Below are 12,590 nucleotides of genomic sequence, written 5' to 3' on the forward strand. Positions count from 1 at the left end.
GGCAGATGAACGTGGCAGCGACCACCGACGACACTCAAGAGGACACGGACGCGCCCGCGGCGCCACCGGCCCGCCGCCGCGGCACGGGCCGTATCGCGGCGGCGGTGAGCGTCTTCGGTGAACTCCTCATCACGGCGGGTCTGGTGCTGGGCCTGTTCGTCGTCTACTCGCTCTGGTGGACGAACGTCATAGCCGACCGGGCGGCGGACAAGCAGGGCGACAAGGTCCGCGACACGTGGGCCCACGAGGGCGGGGCCACGGGGCCCGGCGCGCTGGACACCAAGAACGGCATCGGCTTCCTGCACGTCCCCGCCATGAAGAACGGCGAGGTCCTGGTGGAGAAGGGCACGTCGACGAAGGTCCTCAACGACGGCGTGGCCGGCTACTACACGGACCCGGTCAAGGCGACGCTGCCGACCACGGGCAAGAAGGGCAACTTCACGCTGGCCGCCCACCGGGACGGCCACGGCGCGAAGTTCCACAACATCGACAAGGTCAAGGTCGGCGACGCGATCGTCTTCGAGACGAAGGACAAGTGGTACATCTACAAGGTGTACGACGTCCTCGACGAGACCTCGAAGTTCAACGTGAAGGTCATCTCGCAGATCCCGAAGGAGTCGGGGAAGAAGAAGGCGGGCCACTACATCACGCTGACCACGTGCACGCCCGTGTACACGAGCCGGTATCGGTATGTGGTGTGGGGGGAGTTGGTGCGGGTGGAGAAGGTGGACAGTGAGCGGACACCGCCGAAGGAATTGCGGTGAGGTGACGGGGGTCCTGGAAGGACCTCAGTCTTCTAGCATGGCGAAGGCCCGAAGCCGCAACTTGCTCTTGCGGCTTCGGGCCTCTTTGGTTCAGGTCGTGCTTACTCCAGAACCTTCAGCGGCTCCCCAGCGCTCCACTCCTCCAGCCCCCCACGGTGTACGACGGTGATCCCGGTCTCTTCGGCGAGTTTCAGGGCCTCTGGCGTGAACGGGCACGTCGCCACGTACAGCGCCACCTCTGTGCTGTACAGCACCTTGGCCGACCCGATGAACTTCTGGATGTCCGGGCTGCTGATGGTCTGGTAGGGCGCCCACCTCTTGCACTGGACGACGAGACGTCGCCCGCCGGCCGTGAGCCCGATGATGTCGACGCCCCGGTCTCCGTGACCACCCTGTACGACGACGTTGGTGCAGCCGTCGCGGATCAGCAATTTGGCGATGTGGCGCTCGAACGTCTTGCCGTTCATGGCGTCCATAGCGGCCATGACTCCGATGGCGGGGCGGTCGTCTCGTACTCCTTCGAGCCTCTTCAGCCGTGCGTTGTGCTGATGGAGCCGTCGCTCGATGCGCTGAACTCCGGCCCGCAGGGCGATCAGCTCCTTACGGTGCTCGCCCGAGGTTTCGATCAGGGCATTGAACATCGGCACGACTGTCTTGCCGAGGATGTGGGTGATGCGTTGGTCGATGCGGTCGTCGAGGGAGATGGCTTCCCTGTGGACGGAGTTATCCACAGGCTGGGTGCGCGCCAGGTACTCCATGTCCAGGAGGTACACACGTACCTGACGTGCGACTTCGCTGTCCCGGAGCAGCATGGCGATGTTGAGGACGGCTCGGCGTGGGTACAGCGCAAGCGATCGAGAGCGCGACTGAATCCCACTGACCTCCTTAAAGGAGGTCAGTTCTGTACCTGCCAATACGCGGTACCCGTTGGCTACCAGTTCCTCTCGATGGTCGAGCACCAGCGACTCGATGGCCTTGCGGCTCACCTCGAAGTAAGCCGCCACCATCGCCGTCGTCACATGCATCCCGTCCGGCAGCAGTGACAGCGCCTTGACTCTGTCGAGCACATCCGTCCGGTCCAGCACGCTGTCCCGCAGGGACTTCGATTCCAGCAGCACCGATTCGTTGATCACGTTCTGCCCTTCCGTTCGCGGTGTGGCCATGTGGCCAGGGCAGAGCTCCGATACCCCACCCCACCCGATCAACGAGTCGGCACATATGAAGACACGATCGACGCAAGAACAAACGTTTGTCCGCGAGGTCTTCCGTCCCTGGTCGGTGGCAGACAGATGGGCCCCTGCCGGGAAGTCCGGCAGGGGCCCATCGATACAGGTGGGGTGCGTCAGCCGCTCGTACCGCCGAAGATGTTGGTACCTCCGTCGTTGCCGCCGTTGCCGTTCCCGCCGAAGGTGTTCAGGTTGACCGGCGTGCCCTGGTCGACCGTGCTGCCCTGGGGCGGGTCCGAGCTGATGACGATGGCGTTGTCGTCCTGGGAGCCGTTGATGTTGCCGACCTGGAGGCCCGCCTGCTGAAGGGCGTTCTTGACGTCCTTCAGCTTCTGGCCCTGGATGTTCGGCACCTGGACCTGGTTGTTCTGCTTCTGGCCGATGCTGATCTGCACCGCGGTGTTCTTCTTGACCGGGGTGCCGATCCCCGGGTTGGTCGAGATGACCTTGTTGACCTGGTTGTCGTCGGTGGTGGGCGTGTTGACGCAGTTGCCGGCCAGGCCGACGGCCTGCAGCGCGGACTTGGCGTCGTCGCAGCTCTGGCCGGCGACGTTGGGCACGGGGACCGTCTCCGCAGCCTTGGCCACGGTGAGGGTGATCGTGGTGCCCTTCTCCTTCTCCGTGCCGCCCTTCGGGTTCTGCTGGAGGACGAGGCCCTCGGGCTGGTCGGACTCCTGGGGCTTCTGCTCGACTCGGAAGCCCTTGTCCTCGAGCTTGGACTTCGCCTGGTCGAACTGCAGGCGCGTGACGTCCGGTACGGGCACCTTCGGGGCGCCCGTCGACACCACGAGGTTGACCGCCTCCCCCTTCTTGAGGCTGGCGCCCTTGCCCGGGTCCTGCGAGCAGACATTGCCCTTGCTCTGGTTCTCGCAGGGCTGCTTCTTGACCGTCCCGACCTTGAGGCCGATGTTGTCCAGCTGACTCCGGGCGTCGCTCTCGCTCAGGCTGACGAGGTTGGGTACATCCACCTTGTCGTTCCCGACGCCCCCGTTCCCGCTGAACGCATACTTCCCGATCAGGATCGCGCCCACCAGCACCAGAATGCCCGCCACGACCAGCAGGATCGTCGACGTGTTGGACTTCTTCTGGCGGCGGCGGGAGCGGTCGTCGTAGCCGTAGCCGCCGTCGTCCGGGTTCATCGGGGGCAGCATCGACGTGGCGCCGGCGTCCGTGGCGCGCAGGGCCGTGGTCGGCTGGTCGTCGGGGTAGCCGCCGTAGCCGACCGAGCCCATGGCTGCCGTGGCCGCGACCGGCTGGCCGTCGAGGCAGGCCTCGATGTCGGCGCGCATCTCGTCGGCCGACTGGTAGCGGTAGTTCGGGTCCTTGACCAGGGCCCTCAGGACGATGGCGTCCATTTCGGGTGTGATCTCGGGGTCGAAGACGGAGGGCGGCTGGGCCTCCTCGCGTACGTGCTGGTACGCGACGGCGACCGGGGAGTCGCCTACGAAGGGCGGACGTACCGTCAGGAGTTCGTAGAGGAGGCAGCCGGTCGAGTACAGGTCGGAGCGGGCGTCGACCTGCTCGCCCTTTGCCTGCTCCGGTGACAGGTACTGCGCGGTGCCGATGACGGCGGCCGTCTGCGTCATCGTCATGCCGGAGTCGCCCATGGCGCGGGCGATGCCGAAGTCCATGACCTTGACCTGGCCGTTGCGCGTCAGCATGACGTTGGCCGGCTTGATGTCGCGGTGGACGATGCCGCTGCGGTGGGCGTACTCCAGGCCCTGGAGGATGCCGATGGTCATTTCCATGGCGCGCTCGGGCAGGAGCTTGCGGCCGGAGTGGAGGAGCTCGCGGAGCGTGGAGCCGTCCACGTACTCCATCACGATGTACGGGATCGAGACCCCGTCGATGTAGTCCTCGCCCGTGTCGTAGACCGCGACGATCGCGGGATGGTTGAGCGAGGCGGCCGACTGGGCCTCCCGGCGGAACCGGGCCTGGAAGGAAGGGTCGCGTGCGAGGTCCGCGCGCAGTGTCTTCACCGCCACCTGGCGCCCGAGGCGGGTGTCATGCGCGAGGTAGACCTCCGCCATGCCACCACGACCGAGCACCTGGCCCAGTTCGTACCGGCCGCCGAGGCGACGCGGCTCTTCCATAGCTCCTACCAGCCCTCTCCGTCGGTCCCGACTCACACGTGTGTGCGGCCGGAGGCTGCCGTCCGGGCCTACCGTACCCGGCTAGCTTTGTGTGACCTGGCTAAGTGCGTCACCCGATACAGGACCGGTATCGCAACGTGCACCGTTGTGAAGGGGACGTGAGCGGGGTCACTTCTTGGAGTTGATGACCGCCTCCATCACGCTCTTCGCGATCGGGGCCGCGAGGCCGCCGCCGGAGATGTCGTCACGGTTGGCGTTGTCGTCCTCGATGACCACGGCCACGGCGACCGGCGAGCTGCCGTCGCTGAGCCTGGCGTAGGAGATGAACCAGGCGTACGGGTTCTCGCTGTTCTCCACGCCGTGCTGGGCGGTGCCGGTCTTGCCGCCGACGGTGACGCCGCCGCCGATCTGGGCCTTCTGGCCGGTGCCGTCCTTGACGACGGTCTCCATCATCGACTGCAGGATCTGCGCGTTCTTGGGCGACAGGGGCTGGCTGAGCTCCTGCGGGTCGGTCTGCGCGATGGTGTCGACGTTGGACGACTGCAGCTTGTCGACCATGTACGGCTTCATCAGCTTGCCGTTGTTGGCGACGGCGGAGGCGACCATGGCCATCTGCAGGGGGGTCGCGGCGGTGTTGTACTGGCCGATCGAGGACAGCGCGGTCTGCGAGGAGTTCATGTTGTCGGAGAACACCGAGGCGCTGGAGCGGACCGGGGTGAACTGCTCGGAGTCGAAGCCGAACTTCTTCGCCTCGGCGAGCATCTTGTCGTTGCCGAGGTCGGAGCCGATCTTGCCGAACACGGTGTTGCAGGACACCCTCAGGGCGACCCGCATCGTCGCGTTCTTGCAGGGGATGTTGCCCTCGTTCTTCAGCTCGGTCGTCGTGCCCTTCATGATGTAGGGCAGCGGCGAGTTCGTGTTCTCGTCGGCGGAGTTGTACAGCCCGTTCTCCAACGCGGCCGCGGCCGTGACCACCTTGAAGGTGGAGCCCGGCGGGTAGGTCTCGCGCAGTGCCCGGTTGAGCATCGGGTCGGCCTTGTTGTTCTTCTTCTGGAGCGCGGTCCAGTTCTTGGAGTCCGTCGACGTGGAGTTACCGGCGAACGACGAGGGGTCGTACGACGGGTACGAGGCCAGCGCCAGGATCTTGCCGGTGGACGGGTCGAGCGCGGCTACGGCGCCCTTGCCGCCCTGGGCCTTCAGTCCGTTGTAGGCGGCCTTTTGTGCGGCGGCGCTGAGGGTGGTGACGACGTTGCCGCCCGCCTTCTCCTTGCCCGTGATCATGTCGAGGGTGTTGCGGAAGAAGAGCCGGTCGTCGGTGCCGGTGAGGATGCCGTCCTCGATGGACTCCAGCTGGTTGGCGCCGAAGGCCTGCGAGGCGTATCCGGTGACCGGCGCCCACATGGGGCCGTTCTTGTAGGTGCGCTTGTACTTGAGGTCGTTCAGGCCGCTGGTGCTGGTCGTGGTGGACCCGGTGATGGGGTCGCCGTCGACGATGATGTCGCCGCGCGGGGTGGAGTAGCGGGCGATGGTGACACGGCGGTTCTTCGGGTCGTCCTTGAGGCTGTCGGCCTTGAGGTACTGGAGCCAGTTGTCGCGCAGCAGCAGCGTGAGGACGAGCAGGCCGCAGAAGATCGCGATCCGGCGCAGGGGTTTGTTCATGACGGGCGGACCACCTGGGTCATCTCGGCGTCGGGGTTGCCTGCGGGGGCGGGCGCCGGGCGGCGCGCCGTGTCGCTGATTCTGATCAGGATGCCGATCAGGGCCCAGTTGGCGAGCACGGAGGAGCCGCCGTACGCCACGAACGGCATGGTCATACCGGTCAGCGGGATGAGGCCCATGACACCGCCTGCGACGACGAAGACCTGCAGAGCGAAGGCGCCGGACAGGCCGATGGCGAGCAGCTTGCCGAAGGGGTCACGGGCGGCGAGGGCGGTGCGGACGCCGCGTTCCACGATCAGGCCGTAGATCAGCAGGACGGCCATGACGCCGGCCAGGCCGAGTTCCTCGCCGAAGGTGGCGAGGATGAAGTCGGAGTTGGCGGCGAACCGGATGAGGTCGGAGTGCCCCTGACCGAGGCCGGTGCCGAGGGTGCCGCCGGAGCCGAAGGCCCACAGGGCCTGCATGGACTGCTCGGAGTGGCCGGCGACGCCCGCCTGGCTGAGCTTGTACTCCTTCATCGGGTCGAGCCAGGCCTGGACGCGCTGTTGGACGTGCGGTTCGAAGCTGGCCACGCCGACGGCGCCCGCCGCGGACATCAGCAGACCGAAGACGATCCAGCTGGTCCGCTCGGTGGCGACGTACAGCATGATGATGAACATTCCGAAGAACAGCAGCGAGGTGCCGAGGTCGGTCTCGAAGACCAGGATGAGGATCGACATCAGCCAGACGACCAGGATGGGGCCGAGGTCGCGGCCGCGCGGCAGGTACAGGCCCATGAAGCGGCGGCTCGCGAGGGCCAGGGCGTCGCGCTTGACCATCAGGTAGCCGGCGAAGAAGACGGCGAGGACGATCTTCGCGAACTCACCGGGCTGCAGGGTGCCGAGGCCGGGGACCCTGATCCAGATCTTGGCGCCGAAGATGTTGGCGCCGAGGCCGGGCACCAGCGGCAGGATGAGCAGCACCAGTGCACCGAACATCGAGATGTAGGTGTAGCGCTGCAGGACGCGGTGGTCCTTGAGGAAGATCAGCACGACGACGAACAGGGCGATCCCGAGCGCGGTGTACAGCAGCTGACGGGGCGCGGCCTGCACGTAGTTGGGCAGCGACTGCAGCAGCTTGGACTGGTCCAGGCGCCAGATGACGACGAGCCCGAGTCCGTTGAGCAGCGTGGCCAGGGGCAGCAGCAGCGGGTCGGCGTACGGGGCGAACTTCCGTACGGCGAGATGGCCGACGCCTGCCAGCAGGCCGAGTCCGAGGCCGTAGCTCAGCAGCCCGGCCGGCACCTTGTCGTCGATCGCCAGGCCCACATTGGCGTAGGCGAAGACCGGGATGACGACGGCGAACAGCAGGAGCGCGAGCTCTGTGTTGCGCCGGCTCGGTGCGCCGATCGCGCCGATCGTGGACGTATGGTGCGTCGGTGTGTTGGTAGTACTGCTCATCGTGTGACAGGGCCTCTCACGGCTTGCCTACTGCTTACCGCACAGCGAGACGACCTTCTGCTCATCCTCCGAGAGGGTGGGGCCGGGGCTGGGGGTGGGTGCGGTCGCTGATGTGGACGGGGTCGGTGAGGTCGAGGGGCTCGGTGATGCCTTGGACGTGAGGGAGGTCTTGGTGGTTCCCGTGGTGCCGCCCGCCTGGCCCGTGCCGGTCTTCGAGTTGTTCTTGCTCTCGGCCGCCTGACGCTCGGACTCCTTCTTGCACGCGGAGGCCTGCACGGACAGCTCGTTGATCTTCGACTGGGCGCCGGGCAGGCTGCCTTCGGCGATCGTGGCCTTGACCTGCTTCTGCTGGTACGGAGGCAGGTACTTGAGTTCGATCTCGGGGTGGTCCTTCTCCACCTTGGAGAGGGAGACCCAGGCCAGGTCCTGGCTGATGCCCCGGTACAGCGCGACGTGCTCGTCCCTGGTGCCGACGTAGTACTGGGTCTGGGTCCAGCGCCAGCCGCCGTAGAGGCCGCCGCCGACGACGGCGAGGGCGAGCACGATGTAGAAGGATCTCTTCGCCCATTTGCGGCCCCTGCGGGGTTTGACGAAGTCGTCGTCGCTGTAGTCGCCGAAGCTGCCCGCGGGGATGTAGCCGGTGGTGTCGCCGGAGCCGGGCGGGCCGAACTCGCCGCCGCCCTGTCCGTGGCCCTGGCGGCCGAGGCCGGAGGCGCGGCCCGCGGGGGTCTCCATGAAACCGGGGTCGTGCAGGTGGTTCTGGTTCTCGGCGACCGCTCCGACCACGACCGGGGTGTCGGAGAGCTGCCCGGCGAGGGTGTCCCCGGTGTCCAGGTCCAGTACGTCGGCGACGATGACGGTGATGTTGTCGGGGCCGCCGCCGCGCAGCGCGAGCTGGATCAGCTCCTGCACGGTCTCCTGGGGGCCCTGGTAGCTGGCGAGGGTGTCCTCGAGCGTCTGGTGGGAGACGACGCCGGACAGGCCGTCGGAGCAGATCAGGTAGCGGTCGCCGGCGCGGACTTCACGGATGGAGAGGTCCGGCTCGACGTGTTCGCCGCTGCCCAATGCCCGCATCAGCAGGGAGCGTTGGGGGTGGGTGGTGGCCTCTTCCTCGGTGATGCGGCCCTCGTCGACGAGGCGCTGCACCCAGGTGTGGTCCTGGGTGATCTGGGTGAGGACGCCGTCGCGCAGCAGGTAGGCGCGGGAGTCGCCGACGTGGACGAGGCCGAGGCGCTGGCCGGTCCACAGCAGGGCGGTGAGGGTGGTGCCCATGCCCTCGAGCTGGGGGTCCTCCTCGACCATGGAGCGCAGCTGGTCGTTGGCGCGCTGTACGGCGGTGCCGAGGGAGGTGAGGATGTCGGAGCCCGGCACGTCGTCGTCGAGGGCGACGATGGTGGAGATGGCCTCGGAGGAGGCGACCTCGCCGGCGGCGGCGCCGCCCATGCCGTCGGCGATCGCGAGCAGGCGCGGACCGGCGTATCCGGAGTCCTCGTTGCCCTCGCGGATCATGCCTTTGTGCGATCCGGCGGCAAAGCGCAGTGACAGACTCATGCGCACCTCGCCCGTCGGCTCCGGGTACATCCGCACGGTGCCCACCCTCCGGTCGGGAGCGCGCCGGTGCCCGTGGTGGGGGCCGCCGCTGCGTGCTCGCTCCGCTCGCTCATTGTCGTACTACTTCCGCAGCTCGATGACTGTCTTGCCGATGCGGATCGGCGCGCCCAGCGGAATCGGCGTGGGGGTCGTCAGCCGGCTCCGGTCGAGGTACGTGCCGTTGGTGGAGCCCAGGTCCTCGACGATCCACTGGCCGTCGCGGTCCGGGTAGATCCTGGCATGGCGGCTGGAGGCGTAGTCGTCGTCCAGCACGATCGTGCTGTCGTGCGCCCGGCCCAGGGTGATGGTCTGGCCCTGGAGCGCGACGGTCGTGCCGGTGAGGGTGCCCTCGGACACGACGAGTTTGGTGGGGGCGTTGCGGCGCTGGCGGCCGCCGCCGGCCTGCTGACGCTGTTGCGGGGGCGCGGCCTGCTGCCGGGCGGCCTGCTGAGGCCGTGCGGCCTCGCGCCTGGACCCGCGCTGGGTGACACGCGTACCGAACAGGTCGCTGCGGATGACCTGCACGGCCACGATCACGAACAGCCACAGTACGGCCAGGAAACCCAGCCGCATGACCGTGAGGGTCAGCTCTGACATTGCCCCCGCTTCACCCTTCGGCTTGCCGGTAAATGATGGTGGTGCTGCCCACGACGATCCGCGAGCCGTCGCGGAGCGTAGCGCGGGTGGTGTGCTGCCCGTCCACCACGATGCCGTTGGTGGACCCGAGATCCTGGATCGTCGAGGGCGTTCCGGTCCGGATCTCGCAGTGCCGGCGGGAGACGCCGGGGTCGTCGATCCGCACGTCGGCTTCGGTGCTGCGGCCCAGCACCAGCGTCGGGCGGGAGATCTGATGGCGGGTGCCGTTGATCTCGATCCAGTGGCGGGTGCGTGAGCCGGGCTGGGGTGCGCCGACCGGGCCGCCGGCGGCGCCGGGGCGCTGGCCGTAGGGCGCGGCAGCGGGCCGCGCGCCGGGCGGCGGTGCGGCGGGCATCGGCGGGGCGCCCGCGGGTGCGGCGGCCGGCGGGTAGCCGTACCCTCCGCCGGGGCGGCCCGCGGCCGGCGCCGGCGGAGCGGCGGGCCCGGGAGCCTGCTGGCTGCTGGAGGAGGCGAGCGTACGGCTGCGCACCCGGTACAGGCCGGTGTCGAGGTCGTCCGCCTTTTCCAGGTGGACCTTGATGGGTCCCATGAAGGTGTAGCGCTGCTGCTTGGCGTAGTCGCGCACCATGCCGGCGAGCTCGTCGCCGAGCTGGCCGGAGTAGGGGCTGAGCCGTTCGAAGTCCGGCGTGCTCAGCTCCACGATGAAGTCGTTGGGCACGACCGTCCGGTCGCGGTTCCAGATGGTCGCGTTGTTGTCGCACTCACGCTGGAGCGCTCCGGCGATCTCCACGGGCTGGACCTCGGACTTGAACACCTTGGCAAAGGTGCCGTTGACCAGACCTTCGAGACGCTGCTCGAATTTCTTCAGGACTCCCATGAGGCACCTCCTCCGATGTCGCTTCCGTCCAGTGTCCCGGCTGGCGGGCGCTGCCTTTCCTGGTACTGCTTACTGATCGTATCCACGCGCGGGTGAATCAGCTGGTTCCCCCTGTCGGCCCGGTCGACGGGTGTCGACCCCGGACGAAGTTCCCTCCGGAGGTTCCCTCCGAAGCTGCCCTTCGAACTCCTCCCGCGCACTCCTTCTGCCCAGGATCGTAGAGGCGGCCGCAGACAAGTGTCCCGCACCTGGCTGTGGACCCTGTCCGGCTCCAGGGGAGACGGGCAGGACCGGTACGAGGTTGATACGTGAACCGGTACGTGTTGATACGGAGCGGGGCGCTTCGCGGGAGGGCCGTCCGCGTGCCGGTGATTCGAAGGTCGCGGGGGCGGGCCGGGGCGCGGGGCGGTGGGTCGACGGCCGGACGGCACGTCCGTGCTGGTGGGCGGCTACGCAGGCATAAGGGATGTGAACCCACCCCTGCCAGCATGCTAATGTTCTGGGTGTCGGAAGGCGCCAGCCCAAAGGGCCGGAGCCGGAGGACACACCCAATGCGCGGGTGGCGGAATAGGCAGACGCGCTGGATTCAGGTTCCAGTGCCCGCAAGGGCGTGGGGGTTCAACTCCCCCCTCGCGCACCAGCCGAAAGCCCCCAGGTCTTTGACCTGGGGGCTTTCGCGTTCTCCCGGTGGTGTGAGGCGCGTTACCCGGTGAGGACAATCACATGGCCCGCCGGGCCGGCCCCGGGCGGCGTTTTCCACAGGTGCGGAGTTGTCCACAGGGTCTGACGCGTTTCGGCCACCGGCTGTACGGTCGGCACGAGTTGATGTTCGTGGGCGTGCGGGGGAGGCGGTTGGCGTGACCGGAATCGGAGAGGCAGCGGCGGGGGCGGGCGTGCGGCGGCTTCCGCGGGTGCGGGGCTTCGCCGAGTGGCCCGTCGAGGGGTCGCCCAAGGACGAGGGCAAGGCGCTGCGCAAGCGGGTGCCGCGCAGTGCGCACTCCGCGCTCGACCTCGACGGCTCCCGCCCGCACGCGGCGGACGCGGTCGAGGAGTCCCACCGCGGCCGGATCGCCGAGCTCACTCCGATACGCGCGGGCCGGATGGCGGCCACGCCGTTCGCCTTCCTGCGTGGTTCCGCGGGCCTCATGGCGTACGACCTGGCGCGCACACCCATGACCCGGATCCGCGCGCAGATCTGCGGCGACGCGCATGCCGCCAACTTCGGCCTGTACGGCGATGCGCGCGGTGACCTGGTCATCGACCTCAACGACTTCGACGAGACCGTCCACGGCCCCTGGGAGTGGGACCTCAAGCGGCTCGCCGCCTCTCTCGTGCTCGCGGGCCGGGAGGCCGGCGCCGACGAGGACCAGTGCCGCAAGGCGGCCTACGACGCGACCGGCGCCTATCGCCGCACCATGCGGCTGCTCGCCAAGCTGCCGGTGCTGGACGCGTGGAACGCCATCGCGGACGAGGAACTCGTCTCCCACACCGACGCGCACGACCTGCTCGGCACGCTGGAGCGGGTCTCCGAGAAGGCGCGGGCCAATACGAGCGGGCGCTTCGCGGCGAAGTCGACGGAGCAGGTCGAGGACGGCGGGCGCCGCTTCGTGGAGGCGCTGCCGGTGCTGCGGCGGGTGCCGGACGCGGAGGCCGCGGCGGTGGCGGCCGCCCTCGAGCAGTACGTGACGACGCTCTCCGAGGACCGGCTGCCGCTGCTGGCCCGCCATGCGGTGCACGACGTCGCCTTCCGGGTCGTCGGCACGGGCAGCGTCGGCACACGGTCCTACGTCGTGCTGCTCCTGGACCACCGGGGGCAGCCGCTCGTCCTCCAGGTGAAGGAGGCCCGCCCGTCGACGCTGGTGCCGCACCTGGTGACCGCGGGCTTCGAGGTGCCGGAGGTGGAGCACGAGGGCCGCCGGGTGGTGCTCGGGCAGAAGCGCATGCAGGTCGTCAGCGACATCCTGCTGGGCTGGACGTCGGTGGAGGGACGGCCCTTCCAGGTACGGCAGTTCCGCAACCGCAAGGGCAGTGTCGACCCGGCGGCGCTGGCCGCCGACCAGATAGACGACTACGGCCGTATGACCGGCGCGCTCCTGGCCCGCGCGCACTCCCACAGCGCCGACCCGCGGCTGGTCGCCGGGTACTGCGGCAAGAGCGAGGAACTGGACGAGGCGATCGCCGACTTCGGCGTCGCCTATGCCGACCGCACGGAGGCCGACCACGCCGATCTGGTGGCGGCGGTGCGGGCGGGGCGGATCGCTGCGGAGATGGGGGTGTGATGGGGGTGTGATGGGGGTGTGATCGGCGTGTCTGCGGGCGGGGGCTGGGGAGGGACGTGCTTGCAG

Annotated in this window: 9 protein-coding genes and 1 tRNA gene; 3 read left to right on the forward strand and 7 right to left on the reverse strand. The window is 68.4% G+C overall.

Features of this window, described 5'->3' with window-relative positions; genetic code table 11:
- The first annotated feature begins 5 nt into the window (after window positions 1-5).
- Window positions 6-764, forward strand: a complete 759-nt coding sequence (locus EDD92_RS24315; protein ID WP_185124113.1) for a class E sortase — start codon at window positions 6-8, stop codon at window positions 762-764.
- Between the two features lie 101 nt (window positions 765-865).
- Here EDD92_RS24315 and EDD92_RS24320 read toward each other — a convergent pair whose 3' ends face one another.
- The 7 genes from EDD92_RS24320 to EDD92_RS24355 form a co-directional block, all read right to left on the reverse strand.
- Window positions 866-1,927, reverse strand: coding sequence for a restriction endonuclease (locus EDD92_RS24320; protein ID WP_260326715.1), 1,062 nt, complete (start codon window positions 1,925-1,927; stop codon window positions 866-868).
- Window positions 1,928-2,106: 179 nt separating this feature from the next.
- On the reverse strand, window positions 2,107-4,083 hold the full coding sequence (pknB, locus tag EDD92_RS24325; protein ID WP_123966252.1) for a Stk1 family PASTA domain-containing Ser/Thr kinase: 1,977 nt from the start codon (window positions 4,081-4,083) through the stop codon (window positions 2,107-2,109).
- A gap of 168 nt (window positions 4,084-4,251) precedes the next feature.
- Window positions 4,252-5,742, reverse strand: coding sequence for a penicillin-binding transpeptidase domain-containing protein (locus EDD92_RS24335; protein WP_123966253.1), 1,491 nt, complete (start codon window positions 5,740-5,742; stop codon window positions 4,252-4,254).
- A complete protein-coding gene (locus EDD92_RS24340) occupies window positions 5,739-7,181 on the reverse strand; it encodes an FtsW/RodA/SpoVE family cell cycle protein (RefSeq protein ID WP_123966254.1) in 1,443 nt (480 codons plus the stop codon). Before EDD92_RS24340 ends, EDD92_RS24335 begins: the two co-directional genes overlap by 4 nt.
- A 27-nt stretch (window positions 7,182-7,208) precedes the next feature.
- Window positions 7,209-8,762, reverse strand: a complete 1,554-nt coding sequence (locus EDD92_RS24345; protein WP_185124437.1) for a Stp1/IreP family PP2C-type Ser/Thr phosphatase — start codon at window positions 8,760-8,762, stop codon at window positions 7,209-7,211.
- Between the two features lie 90 nt (window positions 8,763-8,852).
- The gene (locus EDD92_RS24350) at window positions 8,853-9,368 is read right to left on the reverse strand and encodes an FHA domain-containing protein (protein ID WP_099930121.1); all 516 of its coding nucleotides are present in this window, start codon (window positions 9,366-9,368) and stop codon (window positions 8,853-8,855) included.
- A 10-nt stretch (window positions 9,369-9,378) separates the two neighbouring features.
- Entirely contained in the window at window positions 9,379-10,245 is an 867-nt protein-coding gene (locus EDD92_RS24355; protein WP_123966256.1) for a DUF3662 and FHA domain-containing protein, read from the reverse strand.
- A 553-nt stretch (window positions 10,246-10,798) separates the two neighbouring features.
- Between EDD92_RS24355 and EDD92_RS24360 the strand changes: the two genes are divergently transcribed.
- Window positions 10,799-10,885, forward strand: a tRNA-Leu gene (locus EDD92_RS24360).
- Window positions 10,886-11,102: 217 nt separating this feature from the next.
- A complete protein-coding gene (locus EDD92_RS24365; RefSeq protein ID WP_123966257.1) occupies window positions 11,103-12,524 on the forward strand; it encodes a DUF2252 domain-containing protein in 1,422 nt (473 codons plus the stop codon).
- Window positions 12,525-12,590: the final 66 nt, after the last annotated feature.

Source organism: Streptomyces sp. TLI_185, assembly GCF_003814765.1.
Classification (GTDB): domain Bacteria; phylum Actinomycetota; class Actinomycetes; order Streptomycetales; family Streptomycetaceae; genus Streptomyces.

Coding starts and splice junctions, on each gene's coding strand:
- pknB (WP_123966252.1), bottom strand. CDS start 4,083: ATGGAAGAGCCGCGTCGCCTCGGCGGCCGGTACGAACTGGGCCAGGTG.
- EDD92_RS24320 (WP_260326715.1), bottom strand. CDS start 1,927: ATGGCCACACCGCGAACGGAAGGGCAGAACGTGATCAACGAATCGGTG.
- EDD92_RS24315 (WP_185124113.1), top strand. CDS start 6: ATGAACGTGGCAGCGACCACCGACGACACTCAAGAGGACACGGACGCG.
- EDD92_RS24335 (WP_123966253.1), bottom strand. CDS start 5,742: ATGAACAAACCCCTGCGCCGGATCGCGATCTTCTGCGGCCTGCTCGTC.
- EDD92_RS24355 (WP_123966256.1), bottom strand. CDS start 10,245: ATGGGAGTCCTGAAGAAATTCGAGCAGCGTCTCGAAGGTCTGGTCAAC.
- EDD92_RS24345 (WP_185124437.1), bottom strand. CDS start 8,762: ATGTACCCGGAGCCGACGGGCGAGGTGCGCATGAGTCTGTCACTGCGC.
- EDD92_RS24340 (WP_123966254.1), bottom strand. CDS start 7,181: ATGAGCAGTACTACCAACACACCGACGCACCATACGTCCACGATCGGC.
- EDD92_RS24350 (WP_099930121.1), bottom strand. CDS start 9,368: ATGTCAGAGCTGACCCTCACGGTCATGCGGCTGGGTTTCCTGGCCGTA.